The sequence below is a fragment of the Kiloniellales bacterium genome, from assembly GCA_030066685.1.
Taxonomy (GTDB): Bacteria; Pseudomonadota; Alphaproteobacteria; order Kiloniellales; family JAKSBE01; genus JAKSBE01.
Window position 1 is genome coordinate 183,798 of sequence record JASJBF010000003.1, and the last position, 23,211, is coordinate 207,008.

Annotated in this window: 18 protein-coding genes; 6 read left to right on the top strand and 12 right to left on the bottom strand. The window is 68.9% G+C overall.

Annotation, left to right across the window (positions count from 1 at the left end; translation table 11 throughout):
• The 8 genes from moaD to QNJ30_04680 all read right to left on the bottom strand — a co-directional run bounded on the left by moaD (position 1) and on the right by QNJ30_04680 (position 7,261).
• Complete coding sequence (moaD, locus tag QNJ30_04645) at positions 1-252, bottom strand: molybdopterin converting factor subunit 1 (protein MDJ0942725.1); 252 nt, start codon at positions 250-252, stop codon at positions 1-3.
• The gene (locus QNJ30_04650) at positions 252-1,505 is read right to left on the bottom strand and encodes a molybdopterin molybdotransferase MoeA (protein ID MDJ0942726.1); all 1,254 of its coding nucleotides are present in this window, start codon (positions 1,503-1,505) and stop codon (positions 252-254) included. Before QNJ30_04650 ends, moaD begins: the two co-directional genes overlap by 1 nt.
• Positions 1,506-1,515: 10 nt before the next feature.
• Positions 1,516-2,025: a molybdopterin-guanine dinucleotide biosynthesis protein B gene (gene mobB, locus QNJ30_04655; protein MDJ0942727.1), complete on the bottom strand. Its 510-nt coding sequence runs from the start codon at positions 2,023-2,025 to the stop codon at positions 1,516-1,518.
• A 124-nt stretch (positions 2,026-2,149) separates the two neighbouring features.
• Complete coding sequence (gene pgsA / locus QNJ30_04660; GenBank protein ID MDJ0942728.1) at positions 2,150-2,707, bottom strand: CDP-diacylglycerol--glycerol-3-phosphate 3-phosphatidyltransferase; 558 nt, start codon at positions 2,705-2,707, stop codon at positions 2,150-2,152.
• A gap of 92 nt (positions 2,708-2,799) precedes the next feature.
• On the bottom strand, positions 2,800-4,695 hold the full coding sequence (gene uvrC, locus QNJ30_04665; GenBank protein ID MDJ0942729.1) for an excinuclease ABC subunit UvrC: 1,896 nt from the start codon (positions 4,693-4,695) through the stop codon (positions 2,800-2,802).
• Between the two features lie 523 nt (positions 4,696-5,218).
• The gene (locus tag QNJ30_04670; protein MDJ0942730.1) at positions 5,219-5,641 is read right to left on the bottom strand and encodes a dihydroneopterin aldolase; all 423 of its coding nucleotides are present in this window, start codon (positions 5,639-5,641) and stop codon (positions 5,219-5,221) included.
• Positions 5,638-6,423 carry an SDR family oxidoreductase gene (locus tag QNJ30_04675; GenBank protein ID MDJ0942731.1) on the bottom strand — a complete coding sequence of 262 codons (786 nt, stop codon included), beginning with the start codon at positions 6,421-6,423 and terminating at the stop codon, positions 5,638-5,640. Before QNJ30_04675 ends, QNJ30_04670 begins: the two co-directional genes overlap by 4 nt.
• Before the next feature lie 70 nt (positions 6,424-6,493).
• Positions 6,494-7,261, bottom strand: coding sequence for a protein-L-isoaspartate(D-aspartate) O-methyltransferase (locus QNJ30_04680; protein ID MDJ0942732.1), 768 nt, complete (start codon positions 7,259-7,261; stop codon positions 6,494-6,496).
• Between the two features lie 401 nt (positions 7,262-7,662).
• Here QNJ30_04680 and QNJ30_04685 point away from each other — a divergent pair, with 401 nt between their 5' ends.
• The 3 genes from QNJ30_04685 to QNJ30_04695 all read left to right on the top strand — a co-directional run bounded on the left by QNJ30_04685 (position 7,663) and on the right by QNJ30_04695 (position 13,304).
• Entirely contained in the window at positions 7,663-8,523 is an 861-nt protein-coding gene (locus QNJ30_04685; protein MDJ0942733.1) for a type IV pili methyl-accepting chemotaxis transducer N-terminal domain-containing protein, read from the top strand.
• A gap of 371 nt (positions 8,524-8,894) precedes the next feature.
• Positions 8,895-10,619, top strand: coding sequence for an ATP-binding protein (locus tag QNJ30_04690; protein MDJ0942734.1), 1,725 nt, complete (start codon positions 8,895-8,897; stop codon positions 10,617-10,619).
• Positions 10,620-10,676: 57 nt separating this feature from the next.
• Positions 10,677-13,304, top strand: coding sequence for a response regulator (locus tag QNJ30_04695; GenBank protein ID MDJ0942735.1), 2,628 nt, complete (start codon positions 10,677-10,679; stop codon positions 13,302-13,304).
• A gap of 75 nt (positions 13,305-13,379) precedes the next feature.
• Here QNJ30_04695 and QNJ30_04700 read toward each other — a convergent pair whose 3' ends face one another.
• From QNJ30_04700 to QNJ30_04715, 4 genes are all read right to left on the bottom strand, one after another.
• On the bottom strand, positions 13,380-14,933 hold the full coding sequence (locus QNJ30_04700; GenBank protein ID MDJ0942736.1) for an AMP-binding protein: 1,554 nt from the start codon (positions 14,931-14,933) through the stop codon (positions 13,380-13,382).
• Positions 14,930-16,366 carry an aldehyde dehydrogenase family protein gene (locus tag QNJ30_04705; GenBank protein ID MDJ0942737.1) on the bottom strand — a complete coding sequence of 479 codons (1,437 nt, stop codon included), beginning with the start codon at positions 16,364-16,366 and terminating at the stop codon, positions 14,930-14,932. Before QNJ30_04705 ends, QNJ30_04700 begins: the two co-directional genes overlap by 4 nt.
• Before the next feature lie 499 nt (positions 16,367-16,865).
• Positions 16,866-18,401: a S8 family serine peptidase gene (locus QNJ30_04710; protein MDJ0942738.1), complete on the bottom strand. Its 1,536-nt coding sequence runs from the start codon at positions 18,399-18,401 to the stop codon at positions 16,866-16,868.
• Between the two features lie 102 nt (positions 18,402-18,503).
• Complete coding sequence (locus QNJ30_04715) at positions 18,504-20,327, bottom strand: hypothetical protein (GenBank protein MDJ0942739.1); 1,824 nt, start codon at positions 20,325-20,327, stop codon at positions 18,504-18,506.
• 187 nt (positions 20,328-20,514) lie between these two features.
• Here QNJ30_04715 and QNJ30_04720 point away from each other — a divergent pair, with 187 nt between their 5' ends.
• From QNJ30_04720 to QNJ30_04730, 3 genes are all read left to right on the top strand, one after another.
• Positions 20,515-21,036, top strand: coding sequence for an RNA polymerase sigma factor (locus QNJ30_04720; protein ID MDJ0942740.1), 522 nt, complete (start codon positions 20,515-20,517; stop codon positions 21,034-21,036).
• The gene (locus tag QNJ30_04725; GenBank protein ID MDJ0942741.1) at positions 21,036-21,812 is read left to right on the top strand and encodes a hypothetical protein; all 777 of its coding nucleotides are present in this window, start codon (positions 21,036-21,038) and stop codon (positions 21,810-21,812) included. Before QNJ30_04720 ends, QNJ30_04725 begins: the two co-directional genes overlap by 1 nt.
• A 212-nt stretch (positions 21,813-22,024) precedes the next feature.
• The gene (locus QNJ30_04730) at positions 22,025-23,191 is read left to right on the top strand and encodes a glycerate kinase (protein MDJ0942742.1); all 1,167 of its coding nucleotides are present in this window, start codon (positions 22,025-22,027) and stop codon (positions 23,189-23,191) included.
• Positions 23,192-23,211: the final 20 nt, after the last annotated feature.

Sequence of the window (23,211 nt, forward strand, 5' to 3'; positions counted from 1 at the left end):
TCAGCCCCCGGTCACCGGCGGGAACAGTGCGACCTCGTCGCCCGGGGACACCGGGTCGTCCGGACGGGCGAACTCCTGGTTGATCGCGACCTTGATGACCGAGAGGTCCGAGAGGGCCTCGGCATAGCCGCCGCCGCGCGACCTGATCCAGTCGAGCAGCTCCCGGACCGTGGTGACCTCGGGCGGGGGCGAGACCTCCTCCTCGCCGACCCCCGTCCTGGTCTTGAGCCAGGCGAAATACAACAGCTTCATCACGACACCTCGTTGAACGGCAGGAACTCGACGCTGTCTCCGGGGGCGAGATCCGTCAAGTCCTCGGGCAGCTCGACCAGACCGTGCGACTCTACCATGGAGGACAGGATCCCCGCACCCTCCCGCGGGAACTTCCGCGCCACCCAGCCGCCCGCGCCGTCGGCCTCGAGGCGCACCCGCAGCCATTCCCGGCGGGCCTTCTTCTTGCGGTGGTGGAAGCCGGCGCGGACCGGGAAGCGGCGCGGCGCGACCTCGCTGGCCCCCATCAGGCGCAGGACCATGGGCCGGACCACGTTCATGAAGGTGACCATCACGGCGACCGGGTTGCCGGGCAGCCCGACGAAGGGCACCTGCCCGACCTGGCCGAAGGCGATCGGGCGGCCCGGCTTGATCGCCAGGCGCCAGAGGTGCAGGTGGCCCAGCGCCTCGACCGCCCGCTTGACGTGGTCTTCCTCGCCGACCGAGACGCCGCCGGAGGTGATGAGGAGATCGTGGTCGGCCGCCGCCTCGGCGAGGGCCGCCTCGACCACGGCGGGGCGGTCCTCGAGTATGCCGAGGTCCCGGACCTCGCAGCCCAGGCCCTTGAGCAGGCCGAGCAACGCAAAGCGATTGGAGTCGTAGATGGCCCCGGGGTCGAGGGCAGCGCCCGGCTCGCGCAGCTCGTCGCCGGTCGAGAACAGCGCCACACGTAGCGGCGCGTAGACCAGGACCTCCCGGCGTCCGGCCGCCGCCGCCTGGCCGAGATCCTGTGCCCGCAGGCGCGCGCCCATGGCCAGGACCCGGTCACCGGCCTTGAAGTCCTCGCCGCGCAGCCGCCGGTTGGCGCCCGGCTTGATGCCCGGACGGATGACCACCGTGCCGTCCTCCTCGCGGCAGTCCTCCTGCATCATCACGGTGTCGGGGCCGGGCGGCATCTGGGCCCCGGTGAAGATCCGCGCCGCCCGGCCGCGGGCCAGAGGTGCCTCGGGCGGATGACCCGCGGTGATCCGCCCGGCGATCGGCAGCCGGGTCTCGGCCTCGGCCTTTAGGTCGTCGAAGTGGACCGCATAACCGTCGACGGCCGAGTTGTCCGTGGGCGGCAGGTCGTGGCTGGCGAAGATGTCCTCGGCCAGGATCCGGCCCAGGGCCTCGCCCAGAGGCAGCCGGCGCGGCGCGGTCACCGCGCCGGCCTTCTTGGCCAGCAGCGCCAGCGCCTCGGCCGTGGTCATCAGCCGGTCGCCGTGGGCGAAGCAATCGTCGCTCAACTGGGCCATGCCTTTCCCCTCAGGTGCCGGATCCGGCCAGGCCGCAATGGCGGATCACGAAGTCCGCGATCGCCTCGACGTCGTTCAGGTTCAGCAGCGGCCGGCCGGCCTCCGGCAGGTGCGCATCGCTGGCCACCGCGACGATGTGCGGGTCCCCGGTGCAGAGCAGGGGCTTGCCGAGGGCGGGCCGGTGGACCTCCAGCTTGTCGTGGCTCTGGCGCTTGAAGCCCTCGATCAGCAGCAGGTCGACCGCGGTCATGTGGCCGATCAGCTCATCGACGCTGGGCTCGGGCGCCTCGCGCAACTCGTGCATCAGGGCCCAGCGCCGGCCCGAGGTGACCAAAACCTCGCTGGCCCCCGCCGCCCGATGTTCATAGGAATCCTTTCCAGGCTTGTCGACGTCGAAAGTATGGTGGGCGTGCTTCATGGTCGAGACCCGCAGGCCGCGCCGGACCAGCGCCGGAATCAGGCGCACCACCAGGGTGGTCTTGCCGCTGCCGCTCCAGCCCGCCAGGCCGAAGACCTTCATGCCAAACTCCCGAACCGACCGAGATCCGGCCCTCAGAGAAGGCCAGGCGGGGCCCGGGTGTCAATCGCCGCGCGCCGGGTTCCGCGAGATGCGGAGGCGTCGGCGCGGCCGCCTGGCCGGTGCCCTAGTCTTCCAATGGCATGTGCTTCAGGCCGTGGCGCAGGTAATCGTAGCCGGTGATCAGGGTCAGGGCGGCGGCGATCCAGAGGCCCCACTCGCCGATGGCCTGAGTCGGCAGGACATCGGGGCCGTCGGTGCCGACGATAAGAAAGCCCAGGGCGAGCATCTGGATCCCGGTCTTCCACTTGGCGAGGCGGCTGACCGGCACCGAGACCTTGATCTCGGCGAGGTATTCGCGCAGGCCCGAGACCAGGATCTCGCGGCAGAGGATGACCAGGGCCGGCAGCACCACCAGCCCCTCGACCCGCTGCGTGGCGACCAGCATCAGCAGCACCGCGGCGACCAGCAGCTTGTCGGCGATCGGATCGAGGAAGCGCCCGAAGGCCGAGACCTGCTTGCGGTGCCGGGCGAAGTAGCCGTCGAAGTAGTCGGTGATCCCGGCGATCGCGAAGAGCGCGAGCGCGCCCCAGGAGGCCAGCGGCCGGTCCAGGTAGAACAGCAGGATCAGAAGCGGGATGATGCCGATCCGCGACAGGGTCAGCATGTTCGGCAGGCTGGTCATGGCCTTATCCTGCGCCTTTGCTCCTCAAGTTTCGGTTCGCTTGCCATCCCCTGGCGTTCTTCTAGCACAAAGCCAGGGCTCTGGCGTAACCGTCAGGAGGAATTCCTGAAGAAATCGTAGATTCGTCGCGCCACCGCGGCGGAGATCCCCGAGACCGCCTCGAGATCGGCCAGTCCGGCCCGGGACACTGCCTTCGCCGAGCCGAAATGCAGCAGCAGCGCCTTCTTGCGCTTGGCGCCGATGCCGGGGATCTCGTCAAGGGGCGACTGGCTGATCGCCTTGGCGCGTCCGGCCCGATGGCTGCCGATGGCGAAGCGATGGGCCTCGTCGCGCAGGCGCTGGATGAAGTAGAGCACAGGATCTCGCGGCTCCAGCAGCAGGGGCGGCTGCTCCGGAAGGAAGATCCGCTCGCGCCCGGCGTTGCGCTCCGGTCCCTTGGCGACGGCGACCAGGGCGACGTCGGTGACCCCGAGGTCAGCAAAGACCTCACACCCGGCGTTGAGCTGGCCCCGGCCGCCGTCCAGGATCACCAGGTCGGGCCACAGCGCGCCGCTGCGGTCCGGGTCCTCCTTCATCGCGCGCTCGAAACGCCGGCGCAGGACCTCGCGCATCATGGCGTAGTCGTCGCCCGGCACCGGATCGTCTTTGATCCGGAACTTGCGGTAGCTCGCCTTGATCAGGCCCTCGGTGCCGGCGACGATCATCGCGCCGTAGGGCTTGGTCCCGCCGAGGTGGCTGTTGTCGTAGACCTCGATCCGCTCCGGCAGGGCCTCCAGGCTCAGGGTCGCGGCCAGCTTCTCGAGCAGCTCGCGCTGGCTGGCGCTCTCCGCCAGGCGTCGGTCCAGGGCGTCGCGGGCGTTGCTCAGGGCGTGCTCGATCAGCTTGCGCTTGGCCCCGCGCTGCGGCACCAGCAGGCTCACCTTTCGGTCCGCGCGCTGGCTCAGCGCCTCGGCGAGGAGTGGCCGGTCGTCCGGTGCGTGGCTCAGGAGGACCAGCGGGGGCGTCGGCTTGTTGTCGTAGAACTGGGCGACGAAGGACGACAGCACGGCCTCGAGGCCCAGCTTGCGGTCGTGGCTGGGGAAATAGGCGCGGTTGCCGTAGTTGCGGCCGGCCCGGAAGAAGAAGACCTGGACGCAGGTCCGGCCGGCCTCCTGGCGGGCGGCGATGACGTCGGCGTCGTCGACTCCGGGCACGTTGATGTCCTGGTGCGACTGGATGTGGGACAGCGCCCGGATCCGATCGCGGATCAGGGCCGCGCTCTCGAAGTCCAACCGGTCCGAGGCCTCCTGCATCTCGGCCGCGAGCTTGGTCTGCACCTCGCGGCTGCGCCCGGTGAGGAAGTCCTTGGCCTGGGCGACCAGCCGCCCGTAGTCCTCGGGCCCGATGCGGCCCACGCAGGGCGCGGCGCAACGCTTGATCTGGAACATCAGGCAGGGCCGGCTGCGGGCCGCGTAGACGGCATCGGAGCAGGATCGCAGCAGGAAAGCCTTTTCCAGCGCGGTGATGGTGCGATTGACCGCGCCCGCCGAGGCGAAGGGGCCGAAATAGGCGCCGGGCCGGTTGTGGGCGCCCCGGTGCTTGGTGATCTGCGGCACCTGGTTGTCGCCGGTGATCAGGATGTAGGGGAAGGACTTGTCGTCGCGCAGCAGGACGTTGTAGCGCGGCATCAGCCGCTTGATCAGGTTGCTCTCCAGCAGCAGCGCCTCGACCTCGCTGTCGGTCGTCACGACCTCCAGGAGGGCGGTCTCGGCGACCATGCGCTGCAGCCGGTAGGGCAGTTTGTTGATCTGGGTGTAGGTGGTTACGCGCTTTTTGAGGTTGCGCGCCTTGCCGACGTAGAGCGCCTTGCCGCGGCGATCAAGCATGCGATAGACGCCGGGACCGTTCGGCAGGGTCTTGACCGCGGCCGAGATGGCTTCGATCCCGCGGCCCAGGGATTGCGCCTCGCCGCCGAGGTCCTCTGCCAAAGGCTCCTCGTCAGGCCCCATGGCGGCGCGCTTGCCGCCCGCCGTGGGGTCCTTGATCCGTCGCTGTGCTTTCAAACCGGCCACAATCCTGTTCTGGCAAGCGTCGTCGAAGGCGTCAACGGCCCCTCGCGGTATCCGCCGAAGGGCGGCGGCGTCCGTCCGGGCACGGTTCCCGCCACCCCCGGAACAGCCATCCACGGAAACTGTGGATAAAACTGTGCCTAAGTTGTTGGGCAGCCTAGCGCTTCCCAGCTAAACCAAGCCTTTCAACGAATTGCACATTTTTTGGGCATTTCAGGTAAGCAATTGACTCTTCTGGATTTTAGGGCTGTCAAGTCTTAACGTTCTGTTACAGGACGCTTTTCACCCCTTTTTTTGACTCGCTCCCGAAAGCCGACTGTCGGCTGTGCACAACTTCTCTACTTTCGGCTGTTCACTTCGGCTTAACCACAGGCTATACGCGATGACGCCGGGGGGCATAGCCAGCCTTCCCTAAGCTCTAGTGTGGTGGATCCTAGATACAACGAACTTAGGATCCACCACACTAGCCCTTGGCGGGATGGCGCCTTTCGATCTCGATCCCGACCCCGGCCGCCTCGGAAACCAGATCCAGCTTCTCGATGCGGACCCGGACGGCGAGGATGCGCGGGTGCACGAAGCAGGCCTGCGCCAGCCGTTCCGCGAGGGATTCCAGGAGACGGAACTCGCTCTCCAGGGAAAGGCGCCGGACCTCGGCCACGATCTCGGTATAGTCGACGACTTCGGTGATCCGGTCCTTCTTCACCCGCCGCGGCTCGATCTCCATGTCGAGGTTGATCGCCAGACGCTGACGGTTGCGCCGTTCCGCCTTGGTGAGGCCGATACGGCACGGCAGCTGCAGGTCCCGGATGAAGATGCGCTGGCCGCCGGCCCGGGCCTGCGGCTCAGCCGGCGCTTCGAGCGACGCGCCGTTCTTGCTTTGACTCATGAGGAAGAAATTCCGGGAACCATCCAGCCCAGGTGCTGTCCGCCGTCGAGCGCGATCATCTGGCCGGTGACCGACTTGGCGGCGATCAGGAACTGCAGCGCCGTGCAGATTTCCTCGGGATCGGTGCCGCGGCCGAGCGGCATCTTGGCCGCGGCGCGCTCGAAGCTCTCTTGGCTCTGGCCGCGTTCGGGCATGGCGTAGCCCGGGCCGATGCCGTTGATCCGGATCCTGGGCGCCAGGGCGAGGGCGAGCGAGCGCGTGAGGGTCCAGAGCCCGCTCTTCGACAGGGTATAGGTCGCGAAGTTCGGGGTCAGGTTGAGGACTCGTTCGTCCAGGATGTTGATCACCAAGCCGCCGGCGTCCTCCGGCAGCGCGTCGGCGAAGGCCTGGGTCAGACGGAAGGGTGCGCGCAGGTTGATCTCCATGTGGAAGTCCCAGTTGGCGCGCGTCGCAGAACCGATGCGGTCGGACTCGTAGACCGCGGCGTTGTTGACCAGCAGGCCCAACGGTCCGAGGGCCCGGACCGCGCGCGGCACCAGGTCTGCAGTCTCCGCCTCCTCGGCCAGATCGGCCGCCAGGGCGGTGGCGCGCCCTCCGGCGGCCTCGATCTCCGCAACCAAGGCTTGGGCCGCCGCCTCGGATCGATTGTGGTGCACGGCCAAGGCCCAGCCGTCTGCCGCCAGACTCCGACAGATCGCCAGACCGATCCTTTGCGCGCCGCCGGTGACGAGGGCCGCCCGCGGGTAGCTGTCGGGATGTCGAGGAAGTTCCGATGCCGTCATTGCTGCAAGATGGCAGAAGGTCGGGCGCTGCGGCAAGCGGCTCCGCGTCGGCGCCCGTTGCAGGAGCGGGCTACAAGCGCTCCCCGCCCTGCAGTGGCGAGAACTTCACGGCCAGAATTCCGCGGGACCGCAGCCGTCCCTCGCTGGATTTCTCGACCAGGGTGAGGACCTGGCTTCTGTCGAGGGGACCGAGCGGGACGATCATGCGGCCTCCGGGCCGCAGCTGCCGGAGCAGGGGGTCCGGGAGGTGGTTCAGGGCCTCCTTGACGATGATGACGTCGAAGGGTGCGGCCTCCGACCAGCCGTAATAGCCGTCGCCGGCACGGACCTGAACGCGGCCGTAGCCGAGGTCCTCGAGAATGCCGTCCGCGCGCCGCGCCAGGAACTCGATCACCTCCACGCTGAAGACCTCGGAGGCCAGCTCGGCCAGGACGGCGGCGTGGTAGCCCGCACCGGTCCCGGTCTCGAAGACCCGGTCGTCCGGTTGAATGTCCGCAAGGTGGGTCATCAGGGCGACCAGGAAGGGGGCGGCGATGTTCTGGTCCTCGGTGACCGGCAGGGGTGTCGGCAGATAGGCGAAGGGACGCAGCTCGTCGGGCAGGAAGGCGTGGCGCGGCACCCGCGCCATGGCCTCGAGCACCTTCGGGTGAAGTTGGGATATGCCGGTCTCGGGAGCGGTCGCGCGGGTCTCGGCCTCGATAATTCGGACCATCTCCTGGCGCTGGTGGTCGGCATCGACTGGCTCCTCGGCCATGGCGACCGTGGCCGGCCCCAGGCCCAGTGCCAAGGCGTAGCCGAGACTGGCGGCCGCGAGGGTGCGTATGGCGGCGGTTTTCATGTCACGGACTCTAAGGCATAGGACCGGGTCTTTGCCATAGGCCGGGCCACCAGGGGAGTCCCGCCGTGGCGGAACGGCCCGTTCCAGGGAGCTCGCGCCCAATTCGCAAGTAAAGACCGGATGTAAAGCAAGGTAAATATTTGTTACAAATAAATACACTTATTAATAGTCGCTTCATATAGATTAGGCTATCAACAGAGGCACTTGAGGCGAGCCGGAAGTGCGGCAGTTCCGAGGCTCATCGCAAGGACTGGCGTCCCAGCGGCGGCTCCATCCGGAGTTCGCCACCGCTGAGCCCGACTGACGACTGCCGTTTCTGCTCCGGTCCGCCCGTCGACGCTACGGGGACGGACACCATGTTGTTTGAGCTCACGCGGAATGGGAAGTTCCGCCTTCTCGCTTTGACCCTGCTCACCGCTATCCTCGCCTTAACGGCTGTGGCCGGCACAAGCACGTCACTGGCGAAAGGCAGGATCGACTTCGAGAAGGCCGTCAACATGGCCGGCCACCAGCGAACGCTGGCCCAGCAGATCGGCAAGGAAGCGATCCTCGTCGCCATGGGCATCGACAAAGAGACCAATCTGCAGCGCCTGCAGGACAGCCACGCCATGTTCGGGCGGATCTCTCAAGGCCTGAGGAACGGCGACGCCGAACTCGGCCTCAAGGCGCTGTCCGACCCTGAGCTGATCAGGCACGTAGACCGTGTCGAGCAGATATGGGCCTCGGTCAATCAGTTGCTGGCCCGGGGCGTGGCGGGCGACGAGATGACCGCCGAGGAAGTGGTTGCCGTGGCGGAGATGACCGAGCCCCTGTACAGCGTCGTCGACGAATTGGTGAAGGCGCTCCGCCAGGAGGCGCAGAAGGGCATGGTCGTGTTCTCGATCAATCTTCTGGCGATCGACTATTCGACCCGCCAGAGCATGCTGTCGCAGAAGCTGGCGAAGGAGTTCTTGCTGGTGGCCTACGGTCATTCGGTCGAGAAGAACCGCAAGGCGCTGGCGCGCAGCAGCAGCCACTTCGACCGCGTCCTCAAGGGCCTCCTGGACGGAGACCTGCAGCTCAGACTGCGCCAGGCGCCGACGCCGGCGATTCGGATCGAGCTGCAGAAAGCCATGCAGATCTGGACCGACGTGGTGCCGATCGTCGAGGGCGTGGCGAACGGGGAGCAGGTCAACGATGGCCAGCTCGGACAGATTTCCGATCTCAACCTCACGCTGCTGGAGACCATCGACAGCGCCACCCAGCTCTTCGAGGCCCTCTAGATCCGGTCGACGGCCCCCGGTCTCCTCGGCAGATCCGCGCCCCTCGGCATCTGCCTCCGATCCTCCGCGCCCGGCCCCGCCACGGGGCCGGAGGGGCAGATTCCACGGTTAAGATTACTGTACCCTTTGCCAACAACCAAAAATCAACTTTGTAGCTGTATGAAAGAGCAGGCAGATGGTCCTGTTGGCAACTTTCTGTTTAGCATTTTGTTTTCGAATAAACACTAACTTTACTTTTAGTCGGGTAATTCACGTGGATGACTTTTCGGGCGCAAGGCGTTGGAAGGCGAGGGCTCCCGGAGGTCGCCTCCCGTTTCATATGGGACCTGCCGCAAGGCCGCTTCCGCGTCGCGATCGAGAAAGTCCGGGCCATGTTCGCTAAGCTCAGATTGAAGGACGTCAGGCTGGCGGTGCTTTTCATCGTCGTCGGCGTTCTTGCGGCGATCGGCCTGAGCCGCGGCGAGCAGTTCTTGATCCAGCAGCTCTTGCAGAGCCAGGCCGACCACCAGGCGGCCTTCTGGGGCGACTACCTGAACAGCCATATCGACGACGTCGACGCTCTGCTGAACCAGGGATCTGTCTCCGCCCGCGACGAGCAGGTGATCGCCTTCATCACCGGCAGCGATCAGGTTCAGAACTTCCGCATGTTCGATCAGGACGGCGTGGTCGCTCTGGCGGCCCGGCCCCAGGACCTGGGACTGACCTTCGACACCGACTTCTTCCTGCGCGATGTTCGTCGCGGCCAGCCCGTCACGATTCTCATGGACAGCGTCGATGCTGCCGGGCGCAACCGTTCCCTGGGCCGGATCTACCAGCCCTTCATGAAGAACGGCATCTTCCAGGGGGCGGTCGAGATCGAAGCCGACTTCACCGAGATCCGGAACGGCATCAAGGCTTTCCTGGACAACGGCGAAAAGGCGCTCCTGGTCGGCTTGGTCCTGATCACCTTGGTCCTTGGCGTCTTCGTCCGACAGGACATCAGGGAACGCAACAGCCAGATCGACAATCTGCAGCGCGCTCACCAGTCGCTGGCCCAGGCCGAGGCTGAGGTTGCCCAGCTTAACGCCCAGCTCGAGCGCCGGGTCGAGGAGCGCACCCTGGAACTGAATGCGGCCAACGACAAGCTGTCGCAGGTCAACGAGAACATAGCCCGTTTGAACCAGGAGCTGGAGCAACGGGTCGAGGAGCGCACGGCGCAGTTGTCGAAGGTGATCGATCAGGTCCATGCAGCGAACGATGGCATGGCCAGAATGAACGAGACCTTGGAACAGCGGATCCAGGAACGGACCGCCGAGCTGCAACGCGCCAACGCCGATATCCTCGAGCTGAACCAGGACCTGGAACGCCGTGTCGAGCAACGCACCGCAGAGCTGCAGGCGGCGCAGTCCGAATTGATGCGCCAGGAGCGCCTGGCGGCGATCGGCCACTTGACCGCGACGGTCAGCCACGAGCTGCGCAATCCCCTGGGGGCGATCCGCACCGCCATCTACCTGGTCCGCGGCCGGACCGAGGGCCACGACCTGGGAGTCGAGAGCGCTCTGGAGCGCGTGGACCGCAGCGTCAGCCGCTGTGACAACATCATCAACGAGCTGCTGGACTACACCCGTTCGACCGCGCTGAAACTCGAGAACCAGCCGCTCGACGAATGGCTTCAGGCGTTCCTCGGCGAGCAGGACCTGCCGCCCGCGATCAGCGTCAAGCTGCTGTCGGGCACGAGCGGTCTGGTCACCGCCTTCGACCAGGACCGCCTGCGCCGGGCGCTGACCAACCTCGTGAACAACGCCCACGAGGCCATGGTCGAGGCAGCCGAGGGCGGCGAGCCGGCGGGGGCGATCGAGATCAGGACGCGGGCTGGCGAGGACCACTTCGAGATCCTCGTCTTGGACAACGGACCCGGCATTGCGCCGGAAACCCTGTCCCAGGTCTTCGAGCCGCTGTTCAGCACCAAGAGCGGCGCCGTCGGCCTCGGCTTACCAACCGTCAAGCAGATCATGGAACAGCACGGCGGTGGCGTCGAAGTCACCAGCACCCAGGGCAGCGGCACGCAGGTGCGTCTCTGGATGCCGATCAAGCAGGTCCAGGAGCAGGCCGCCTAGACGTCGGCGCGGCGGTTCCTGGAGCAAAGAGCGTTACGAACACGAAAGGGCTGGATGATGAGCACCCAGACAAAGCCCCTCCGGATCTTTGTCGTCGACGATCACAAGGACATCGCCGACGGCCTCGCCGACGTCCTTCGGATGAAGGGACACGAGGTCGAGGTCGCCTACAACGGCCAGCAGGCGATCCGCATCTTCCGTGAGAAGGAGTTCGACATCTCCTTCATGGACGTGATGATGCCGGGCATGAACGGCGTCGAGAGCTTCATGGAGATCCGCAAGATCCGCCCGGCGGCCAAGGTCATCATGATGACCGGCTACAGCGTCGAGCAGCTGCTCGACCAGGCGGTCCAGGAGGGCGCCTGCGGCATCCTGCACAAGCCGATCAACATCGACGACGTGCTGGAAGCCATGGACCGAATCCACTCCAAGGGCATGGTCCTCATCGCCGACGACGATCCCGAGTTCAGCGGCGCGATCAAGGACGTGCTGATGGACGACGGCTACAAGGTCTGCGTCGCCCGGACCGGCGGCGAGGCCCTGAAGACCGTGATGAGCGGCGGCGTCGACTACCTGGTGCTCGACCTCAAGCTGCCGGTCATCAGCGGTCTGGAGGTCTATCTCCAGCTTCGCAACCGCGGCCACGACATCCCGACGGTCATCGTTACCGGCCAGGCCACGGAGAACGCCGAGGCTCTGGACGCTTTCCGGTCGATGGAGGTCACGGGGATCCTGACCAAGCCCTTCGACACCGTCTCGCTGCTGCAGCATCTGGACCAGATGTCCCATGGGCTCGATGTCGAGCCGCAGCCGCAGCAGGATACGGCCGAGGACCTGTTCATGGCCAAGCCGGAGCGCTCCGAGGACCGGCCGCGCTTCAACATCGAGCGCAGCGGCTACACGCCGGAGGCCTCCGCCGCGGACGAAGCCCTGATGGCGGACGAGCAAGGCCTGGCCGAATCGCCGGCCGACGGTCCGGCGCAGCTCGAAGCGCCGATGGACGCGCCCATAGGTCTGCCGATGGATCCCATGGCTGAACCCGAGGCGCCGATGGCGGCGGTCGGAGCCGGCGACGCGGCAGAGCCGCAGACGGACGCCGAGGCGGAGCCGGCCATGTTCGAGGCGCCGGCACAGGCCGAACCTCTGTCCGCGCCGGACGCGGGCCAGGAGGCCGAGCCCTTCATGCTCGCCGAGGAAGAGCCGGTGGCTTCGGCCCCGGCCGAGCCCTATGGCGTGCCGCCGATGGCCGAGCCGGAGGCGGCCGCACCCGAGATGTCGCCGTCGCACGAGCCCGACGGGCCCGAGTCGCCGGTCCCGGCGGAGGACGAGGGCGTAGCGGCTCCGGCGACGGAGGCCCCCTCCGTTGCGCCCCTCCCCGCTCCTGCACCTGCCTCTGCCCCTGTCGAGGCTCCCGTGCCGGTCGCCCAGGCGGAGACGCCCGCTTCGGCCGGGGTCCCGGCGCCGGAGCAGCCGCCGGCCGGCGGCTTCAAGGCGCACCAGCGGACCGGCCGCATCCTGGCGGTCGATGACGACGTCGACCTGGTCGAGGGCATCGCCGAGGTGCTGCGAGCGACCGGTTACGAGGTCGAGACCGCGAAGAATGAGCAGGAAGCCCAGCAGATCATTCAGACCTTCGACGCCCAGGTGGCGCTGCTGGACATCCGTCTTGGCCGGACCAACGGTCTGGATCTGATTCCTTACCTCAAGGAGTATCGTCCGGAGATTTATTGCGTCGTGATCACTGGCAACGCCGACAAGGAATCGGCGATCACGGCCCTGCGTTCCGGCGCCTTCGACTATCTGACCAAGCCGCTGGCGCTGGACAAGCTTTTTGCCGTCCTCGACCGCTGCCTGGGCAAGTTCGACCTTCGGCAGCGCCTCCAGGCCGCCTTCGAGGAGCTGCAAGACGCCAAGAACGTGGCCGACCAGCAAAGCCAGGAGGCAACCACCTTCTTCGCCCGCTATAGCGAAGAGTTGCGCCAGCTGGTCGACGAGGTGAACAACCGAATCTCGCCGCTGGTCATGGCCGACGACAGCGCCACCGACGACGAGGATGGCTCGCCGGCCAAGATGGTGCGCGATCAGGTCGGCCGCCTCTACGACCTGATCGAATGCTCGAACGCCTACGTCCAGGCCAGCTCCGGCCGGAGCGACGGCAAGGAGCAGCGGCTCGACATCTGCGGGATCGCGGAGCACGCGGTCGAGGAGATCCAGAAGCTCTACGGGGAAGACGCGCCGAAGATCGCGGTCAGCCTGCCCGCAGACCGGCCGGTCATCTGGGGCCGCGAGCATCAGATCCTGGAGATGCTGGTCAACATGCTCGCCCAGGCGAGCGACATGGGCGGAGAGGAAGAGCTGCTGCTTGGCCTCAAGCCTGCCGACGACGGCGGGCTGCTTATGATCGTCAAGGGAGCCGAGGTCGAACTCGATGCCGAGGACCTGACGAAGCTGCTCCAGCCCTTCGGCGCCTCCGAGGTGGTGGGGAAGATCAAGGCCGAGGGCAACCGCAACCCGATGCGCCTGCCGCTGGCCGCGGCCCTGGCCAAGGCCCACGACGGGGCGCTGCGGCTGCACGGCGGCAACGGCCAGCCCTTCATCGCCAGCGTGACCCTGCCCGCCTCCCGGATCACCCAGCCGCGGGACGATGTCCAGGCCCAGCCGGAGGCCGAGGGCCAGGTCGCCTGACGACCCGACACGACCGACGACGCGCGGAGGCGCCGGCAGAGCCTGTCGGCGCCTCCGGCGTTTGGGACCGGAGTCTCACGAGACCTCTGCCGCGTCGGCGACCAGGGACAGGAGCTTGAGCCGCTGGATCTTGCCGGAGGGGCCCTTCGGCAGCTCAGCCAGGACATGCACGCGGTCCGGCGCCTTGAAGTGTCCGACCCGCGCGACGCAGCCGGCAATCAGCTCGGCCTCGGAGGCCGCGGCTCCAGGCTTCAGGGTGACGCAGGCCTCGACCCTCTGACCGTAGTCCTGGCAGGGGCGGCCGAAGGCGGCGGCTTCCAGGACCGCCGGCTGGGCGATCAGCGCCTCGTCGATCTCCCTCGGGGCGATGTTCTCGCCGCCCTTGATGATCAGCTCTTTCAGCCGGCCGGTGACAAAGACGTAACCGGCTTCGTCCACGCGGCCCTGATCCCCCGTCCTCAGCCAGCCGTCCTCGGTCAGCGCCTCGGCGCTGGCCGCCGGGTCCTTGAAGTAGCCCTTCATGACGTTGGCCCCCCTGACCAGGATCTCGCCCGACGAACCCGGCGGCAGGTCGCGCAGCTGCGAATCGACGATTCGCACCTCGTTCCCCCAGGCGCGTCCGGGCGAGCCGGGCTGGCGGCGGCCGGGCGGCAAGGGGTTCGAGAGCACCTGGGCCGCGGTCTCGGTCAGGCCCAGGGTCTCGATCACCGGCAGGCCGAAGCGGCTTTCGAAGGCGGCCTGCATCTCCGGCGCCAAAGGGGCCGAGGCCGAGCGCGCGAAGCGCAGCCGCGCCAGCTTTTCTCGCGGCGGATTCTCGGCCTCGGGCTGGCTGAGCAGATAGGCGATCAGGGTCGGCACTAGGCTGACCCAGGTGCAGTCCTGCGCGCAGGCCTGCACCCAGAATTGGGTCGTGGAGAAACGCCGAGGCATCACCACCGAGCCGCCCGAGACCAGCGGCCCCATCACGGTCACCGAGAGGCCGTTGATGTGGTAGAGCGGCAAGACGCAGAGCGCCCGGTCGGTCGCGCTCAGGCCATGCGCTTCGGCGACGTTGCGCCCCCCGGCCAGGAGGCTGCGCTGGGTCAGCAACACGCCCTTGGGCCGGCCGGTCGTTCCCGAGGTGTAGATCAGCAGGCCGTCGGCTCCGGCCTCCGGTGCCGGCGGCAGGGGGCCCGCCGGCAGCGCCCCGGGCCAGAGCGGTCCCCGGTCGGGATCGCAGGGAACCAGCCGCGGCGGGTTCGAGGCGCCGGCCAATGCCGACCGGATCAGGGCTTCCTGCGCGGCGCCGAGCAGAACCACCCGCGCCTCCGAATGGGCCAGAACGAAGCGCAGCGTCCCCGGGCCGGCGACCAGGTTGACCGGGGTCGTGCGATAGCCGCCGTAGAGGCAGCCCAGGACCGCGACCACGGCGGCGTAGCCGTTGTCGAGGGCGAAGGCGACGCTCTCGCCGGGCAAGACGCCCAGGGCGGCCAGGCGCCGGGCGGTGTCGGCGGCGGCATCGCGCAGATCGGCGAAGCCGACCCGCCGCTCGCTCTCCGGACACACGAGGAAGCAGGCGTCCGGGCTCTCCGTGGCCCTGAAATCGAGCAAGGCGCGCAGTGTGGCCGCGGCGCCCGGCCCCTGGCTCACCGCCCGACCTCGCGCCAGTAGTCGCCGAAGATGTCCTCCAGCGCCGGTTCCTCCGCCGGGATGCGGCGGACCACGCGGGTGATGTTGAGGAAATGGCGCCAGTTCAGGTTCTCGTCGATCGAGTTGCCGCCCCAGCTGCCGCAACCCATGGAGAGCGAGAAGGGCAGGCCGTTGTCGAAGGCGCCACCGGTCGCGAAGCAATGGGCCTGGTTGACGATCACCCGGCAGGTCGGCAGCTCGAGGCCGAGCTCGAGGGCCCGCTCCGCCTTCGCGCTGTAGAGCCCGAGCGAGTGGCCGCTGCCCTGGTGAGCCAGGATCTTCCCGGCCAGCGCCTTGGCGGCCGCGAAGTCCGCGGCGCCGTAGAGCGCCAGAGCCAGGGACAGCTTCTCTCCGGACATCGGGTTCTCCGGGCCCACCGTGCGCTCCTCGGCGACCACGAAGCGGGTCGCCGCCGGGTCCAGGCGGCTCAGTCCGGCCTCGCGGATCACGGCGTCGATGTCCTTGGCCAGCAGCTTGTGGCTCAGCCTGCCGCCCTCCGGCCAGAGCGCGGCGACCAGCCTCCGGCGCTCCGCCGCGTCCAGCAGGGCGCCGCCCTCCGCTGCCAGCGCCTCCAGGAAGGGTGCGCGCACCGCGTCGTGCACGATGACGGCGTTCTCCGAGGAGCAGGAGGTCGCGTTGTCGAAGGTCTTGGAAGCCGCGATGCCGGCGGCCGCGGCCGCGAGATCGGCGGTCTCGTCGACGATGACCGTGGCGTTGCCGGCGCCGACCCCGATGGCCGGCGTGCCCGAGCGGTAGGCCGCGCGCACGTTGGCCTGGGAGCCGGTGACGATCACCAGGTCGGCGGCCTCCATCAGGCGCTGGCTCTTGGCCTTGCTCGCCGGCGGCGGCAGCATCTGGACCAGGTCGTGCGGGAGTCCGGCCTTTTCCAGCTCGGCCCGAATGTAGCCGAGCAGCCGTGCGCAGACCTCGGTTCCCTTGGGGCTCGGGGCCAGCACCATGGCGTTGCCGCATTTGAGCGCGTTGACAACGTTGTTGACCGGCGTCGCGACCGGGTTGGTCGAGGGCACCACGGCGCCGACCACCCCGATCGGCCGGGCGATCTCGGTCAAGCCGCGCTCGGGAATCTCGCGGATCACCCCGCAGGTCGGCAGGCCCTGGAGGTCGCGCAGCAGGCCGAGGGTCTTGCGGTGGTTCTTGCGGACCTTGTCCTCGACCTTGCCGAGGCCCGTGGTCGCGACGGCCAGCTCCGCGAGCTCGCGGTTGCGGGCCGGCTCCATCACGGCCCAGGCGGCGGCCTTGGCGGCCCGGTCGAGCCGCCGCTGATCCGCGTCCGCCGCAAAGCCCTGCTGGGCCCGCCGGGCGCGGGTGACCACGTCCTCGACCGCGGTGTCGTCTGGGCCGGCCCCCGGCCTCTCGGCGTCACGCTCCGCCATTGCGTCCTCCGGCCAAGCCGTCGAAGGTGAGGTCCCTTGGAGCGGGCCCGACGGCCCGACGTGCCCGGCTGGCGACCGGACCGTTGGCCTGGGGTGACCGCAGCCCGAGTCTAGCGTGTTTCACCCGAAATCGCTCGGCAAAGGCGCGTTCGCGGCATTGTGAAGTGACAAGCCGTCGCGTGTCACTGCGGCAAAGATCGCTTGGCTGTGGCAAAACTCACCGCCGCGGTTGCAGCCAGCTGCTTTCCTGGCTCCGGCGGATCGCAGCGCGCATCCGCCTGCAGACTTCCGGTTTCCGTCCACCGAAGTGTGGGCGGCGAGCCACACCAAGGGCCTGCCTGACCAACCCTTGCGACACCGGGGGCATGGGGGGCCGCGCCGCAGATCCGTCCGGGGGGAGAGGATCTGGCGGTGCGGCCCCGCTTCATTGTGGCCCGATGGGTCCCGGACCGGCTCTTTGGAGCTCCGCGATTTCTCTCTTTCGGCGCTGCCCGAGGCGTCAGCCGCCGCAGCTCAGGGAGTCCGGCAGGCGCACCAAGCCCCAGCCGAAGATCGGATCCCGGCCCGGCGGTCCCAGGTCGCGCGCGCTGGCGCGGAGCAGGGCGTGGGCCGCCTCGCTGTCGCCCTTGCGGTCGGCGCCGCGCAGCAGCGCGAAGGCCGCGCTGACGAAGGGCGCGGCGAAGGAGGTGCCGGTCTGGGAGACCGTGCCGCCGCCGGCCTTGGCCAAGGGCACCTCGACGCCCGGCGCGGCGAAGGCCAGGTAGGGACCCCGGGCCGCGGCCCGGTAGGGGCGCAGGCGGCTGTCGACCGCGGTCACCGCGACGACCGCCTCGTAGGCCGCCGGGAAGCTCTCGGCCTTGCCGTCGTGCTGCTCGCCGGCCGCACCGACCAGGATGACGCCTCGCCGGGCGCTTTCCTCGATCGCCGTGGCGAGCAGCTTGTTGCCGCCGCCGGAGAAGCTCATGTTGACCACCGTGACCTCCTCGGCGAGCAGCCAGTCCAGGGCGCGGACCAGATCGAGGGTATCTGCCCGGTCGCCGTCTTCGCGGGCGTGGAAGGCGTCCGCGGCGAACAGCAGGGCCTGCGGCAGGAGGCCGGGGACGCCGCCGTTCGGGTCGCCGACCAGCAGGCTGGCGACGGCGGTTCCGTGCTCGGCGGCAGAGGGGCGGCGGTCGCGGCCGCGAAAGCTGCGCGCCGTTAGGCCGGTCTCGCGTAAGGAGGGATGTTCCGGCGCGACCGCCGTGTCGATCATGCCGACGCGCAGGCCCTCGCCGCACTTGGCGGCCGCGCGGTTCCAGCTCATCAATTCCTGCGCCAGGCAGTTGCTGTCGCAGCTCGGCTGGTTCCGCGGGCTGTACAGGGTGTTGAGGTCGAAGCTGGCCGCCGGTGCAGTCTGCTCGGCGAGCTGCAGCGCCTGCGTCTCGCTGAGTCCCGGAGGGAGCCTGAGGCGGTCTATGCGCCCGGTCAGGGCGGTCAGGTCCGCGCCTTCGATGACGCCGAAGCCCAACCTCTCAAGATCGCGGATCGCGACGGCGTCGAGGTCCAGGGCGACGATTTCGCGCAGCTCGAAGTCACGGCTTCCGGCCGGATCGTCCCCTGTGGTGCCGAAGGAAGATACATCGTCGTCGTCGCCGTCATCGTCGCCATCGTCATCGTCGCCATCGTCGTCGCCGTCGTCGTCGTCGCCGCCATCGTCGTCGTCACCACCGTCGTCGTCGCCGTCGCTGCCGTCGTCGCCGTCTTCACCGTCGTCGCCGCCATCGTCGCCGCCGTCATCGCCGCCGTCGTCACCGCCATCGTCACCGCCGCCGTCATCGCCGCCATCGCTGTCCCCGCCGTCGCTGTCCCCGCCGTCGCCATCGCCGCCGTCGCTATCGCCGCCGTCACCGTCGCCGTCGCCGTCCCCGTCCCCGTCGTCCGCAACGACGTGCAGCGAGATCAGCAGGCTCGGGCCGGCGGCGGCGAGCGACAGCAGCAGGACGATGGCCAGCGCCTGAAAGATGCCGCTGCGTCGCTTTCGTTTCAGCTGATTCATGGCTCTCGTCCCCGGCGCTCTTGGGAGCGGCCCCCCGCCCCGGCTGGGGCGAGGGGCCAAGCTTCGCCTCGGTGGAGTCTCGGTCTTCGACCGATCCTCAGTCTAGCGCTCTTCTTCCGAACTGGAGAAGAGGGCGACGACCCGGTCTATCGTTCTGGAGATCGCCGCCTGGAGACGGGCGCCGAAGCTCTGCTCTTCGGGCTCCGCGGCAGCCGCGTCGAGGCTTCCGTCGGCCTCGACGGCCGCTTCCTGCGTCTCGGACGGCTCGGCGGCCGACTCTGCGAGCGCCTCGGCCTCGGCCGTTTCCGGCGCCGAGCCGGGGGTCTCGTCGAGAGCTTCGTCGGGGGCTTCGCTTCCGGGCTGCTCGATCTCCGACAGGGCTCCTGCGGGCTGCGTTTTTGCGGAGGCCTCCGTGCCGGCTGGGACCGCGGCGACCTCCTGGGCCGGGCCGGGATCCTCGCTCTCGGCCGGCTCGGCCTCGGCCGAGATCGCTTCCGCGGTGTCGCCGTCGGCTTCGGTCTCGGCGGCTTCGGTCTCGGCGGCCGCGTTCTCTGCCGTCGGGGTTTCGGGCGCCTCGGTTGGGGCCGCCGTTGCGCTCACGTCGGCCGCTTCCGGCGCCTGAGGATCGTCTCCGGATGCGACGGTCTCCGCCGCGTCGCCCGCCGTAGCTGCGGCCTCCGCTTTGGCGACCGGGACCTCCGCAGCCGTTTGCGCGGTCGCTACCCCGACGTCGTCCTTCTCGGGATCGGCCTCTGCGGTCGCGGCGGCCTCGGCCGAGGGCTCCTCGGTTTGCGTCTCGGCGTCGGCGGTTTCCGGCGCTGCCGCTACGGCGGGCGTGGCCGCTGCCGCCTCGGGCGCCGTGTCGGCACCTTCGCCTTCGGTCGGCCCGGCCGTGGCCGCTTCGGCGCCCTGGCCGGCCGGTTCCTGCAGCGCGGTCTCGGATGGCTCGGCCGCGGCATCTTCGGCCTCCGCCGCCGCGCCGGGCCCCTCGGCTTCCGTATCGCCCTTGGTGGGGGCGAGCCCGGCGGCCACCACCTGCGCGGGCTTTTGGCCCGGGGTGGCGACGTCCACGTTGGCCTCGCTCTCGGCCTGATTCGCGCCCTCGTCGACGGCGATCGCCTCGCCATCCTCGGGCGGCGCCTCCGTGATCTTCACGGTGGCCGAAGTGTTGCCGCTCAAGGCTTGCTCGGCTTGCGCCTCTCCGCCATCCGCCTCGAACTCCTCGGTTCCGGTCGCCGCGTCGTCCGGCGCCGCCGCTTCGACGACCTGAAGATCGCCGCTGCCCAAATCGTCGGCGGAACTGTCGTCTTCGGCGTTCTCGCCATCGCGCGCCTCGGCGCCGGCCGGAACGTCCTCCTCCGCCTCGTCCTCGTCCGACGCTGCGGCCTGGCCCTCGTCCGCCTCGGCCTCCGCGAGGTCAGTCCCGAGGTCGTCGTCCTCGGACTCCGAGAACAGCGATACCAGACCGTCGAAAGCCTCCGCGAAGGCGTTCTCTATGCCCGCGGCCAGCGCCTCGCCGGCGTTGGGCTCGAGCTTGACGTCTTCGTCGTCGTCGAGGTCGTTGTCATTCAGCCCGGCTGCCTCGTCATTGTCGTCACCGCCGTCGTCGCCGCCATCGTCCCCGTCGTCGCCGCCATCGTCCCCGTCGTCGCCGCCATCGCCCCCGTCGTCGCCGCCATCGCCCCCGTCGTCGCCGCCGTCGTCACCGCCGTCATCACCGCCGTCATCACCCCCGTCGTCGTCGCCATCGTTGTCGTCGCCGCCATCGTCACTGTCGTTGCCGCCGTCGTCGTTGTCGTCCGCCCAAGCGAGCTTGCCGGGCGTCTCGAGTTCCGGCCCGGCCGGCAAGGCAAGGGTCAGGCACAGCGCCAGGGCTGTGGTTGACAACAACCTTTGAAGCGTAGAACTGGGGTTCGGCTCTCTCATGACTGGCGTCCTTTGCTCGTGAGCGGGTTTGGCGTGTGCTTGGCATAACGGTGCTGGCGGCGGAACTATTCCCTCCTATTTTCAGGGGCCTCTGGGCGCGGCGGCGAAGGGAAAAAATGTCAGAATGTGGGCGGAATAGGGTCACGGCCTGCCCGTTGTCCTCGCATGCAGACGGAGGGGCGAAGGTATGAGTGACGATGTCAGGCGCGAGATGGTCGAGCTGCTGCCTCGGCTCAGGCGCTTCGCCTACTCGTTGACAGGTTCTATGGAGGAGGCCGACGACATGGTTCAGACCGCTTGCGTCAAGGCTCTCAGCCGTCTCGACCAGTTCAAGCCGGGAACGCGTCTGGACAGCTGGATGTTCCGGATCATTCAGACGACCTGGCTCGATCACGTCCGCTCGGCGCCGGTGCGACGAACCGTGGCCGATCCCGACGCGCTGGATCAGGCGGTGGCGACGGACCCCATCGAGGAGCGCACCATGGCACGGGTCGCCCTGGACAAGGTGCGTGAGGCGATGGGTGGCCTGCCCGAAGACCAGCGCGTCCTGCTCGGCCTGGTCGTGGTCGACGGCCTCAGCTACAGGCAGGCGGCCGAGAGCCTGGGAATCCCTATTGGAACCGTCATGAGCCGCCTGTCCCGGGCCCGCCGGCGCTTGGCCGACGCGATCGAGGCCCCGCGGGCGGCGACTTCCGGAGGATCGCTGTGATGACCGAGATCAACGACGAAGTCCTGATGGCCTACGCTGACGGCACGCTCGACGCGGAGTCCCGTGAGGCGGTCGAGGCCCGCTTGGCCGAGAGCCCGGAGCTGCGCGACCTCGTCGAGCGCATGCGGCGCTCCGCGGAGCTTCTGGCCGAGGCCTACGACGCGCCGATGAAGGAGGCCCCGCCTCAGGCGCTGATCGACACCATCCTGGGCGCGGACAGCAACGTCGTTTCGCTGGGCCGGCGCCGGGAGGGCCGCAGTGTCTGGCGCGAATGGGGCGGCCTCTCGATTGCGGCCTCGATCGCGCTGGCCGTCGGCATCGGGATCGGCTCCTGGGTTCTGGGGCCCGGTTCGGGCCTGCAGGGCAATTCCTACCTCGCCCTCGGGCCGGTGCCGCAGGACAGCGTCCTGCACCAGGTGCTCGAGACCCGCGCCAGTGGCGACGCTCTGACCCTCGGAAGCGGCGGGCAGAAGATGGTGACGGTCCTCACCTTCCGGGATGCCGCCGGGCGCCCCTGCCGCGAGGTCGAGATGCTTCCCGCCGACCTGACCGACCTCCCGGCCGAAGTCGGGATCGCCTGTCGCGACGGCGGCGGCATCTGGACCATGGAAGGCGCCGCCGAGGTCGCGGTCGAGTCGGTGCGAGACGGCGATGTCTTCAGGCCGGTCAAGGGGCCGGAGGCCAAGACCGTCGAAGCTGTCCTCGACTCGATCGGAGCCGGGCAACCGCTGTCGCCGGACGAGGAAGCGCGCCTTCTGGAGAAGGCTTGGCGCTGAGCGGGCGGCCGGGCCTAGCGCCGCTCCCGAGGCCTTCCGACGAAACGAAAGCCCCCCTTGCCAAGGGCGAGGGGGGCTTCGCGCGAGTCCGGCTGAAAAGCGCACATTGCCTAAACTTTTCGAGAGGCTGCCCGGGAATAACCACGCTCCGGCTTCGTTGTGTCGGCATGCGAGCCAAGAGACGGGCAGGTTGGCCCGAACGGAGCGAAGTGATGGGTTTCAAGATCATGATCGCCGTGGCCGGGTTCCGGCGCGAGCTGACGGTGCGCGAGGCCGCCAACGCCGTGGTCGCCGGTCTGCGCCGTGTCGAGCCGGACGTTGAAGCGGTCAAGCTGCCCTTTGTGGAGGGTGGGGAAGGGTTCACGGCGGCCCTGGTCGACGCCACCGGCGGCGCCATGCACCCGGCCACCATCACCGGCCCCTGGGGTGCGCCCCTGCGGTCGTTCTTCGGCCTGCTGACGGACGAGCGGCCGCGGACGGTGGCGATCGAAGCGGCGGCCGCGGCAGGAACGAGCCTCCTGGCTCCCGGGGAACGCGCGCCCGGGCCCGGTAGCAGCTTCGGGGTCGGACAGCTCATTCAGATCGCCCTCAGCGCCGGCGCCGAGCGGATCCTGCTCGGCTGCGGCGATACCCTGCTCCTGGACGGCGGTGTCGGCATGGCCAGGGCCCTGGGCTTCCGCTTTCTCGACGGCGAAGACGAGGAGATCGGCGATGGCGTGGATGAGCTCCGACGTCTCGCGCGGATCGATGACAGCCGCCGTGACCCGCGTCTCGGCGACGTCCGGATCGATGCGGCGGTCGACTGGCGGAGCGTCCTGCTCGGCCCTGGGGGCGTGGCCCGGAATCTCGCCTCCGTCGACGAGGCTTCGGCGGCTCGCCTTGAAGACGCCTTCGCCGTTCTAGCCTCGGCGCTCGCCCGCGCCTCCGGCGGCGAGGTCGGTCACGTCGCCGGCAGCGGTGCCGCAGGCGGCTTGGGCGCCACGCTTCAGGCCCTCTTGGGGGCCAGCCTGCGCCCTGTCTTCGACGTGCTGTCCGACTACCTGGGGCTCAAGAAATCGCTGGAGTCGACCGACCTGGTGCTCCTGGTCGACGGCGAAGCCTCGCCGCGGTCTCCCGAGGCCTCGGCGCTCGCCAAGGTCTCGCGGGAGGCCAAGCTGCAAGGCGTTCCGGTCTTCGCGCTCGGCGCCGCGCCCGAAGTCCGTGACGGACCGGGTTTGGCGGCCGACCTCTTTCTGCGCGTCGAGCCGCTCCGGTCCGAAAACGGCCGAGCCGGCATGATCTCGTCCAAGTGCCTGGTGCGCGCGGCCGAAGAGGCGATGCGCCTGGCTCGGACGGGTCGCTTCGCGCGGGAGGGCAAGGCGCCCGGCGCCGGCCTCTAGGACCGTCCCAGCGTCGAACG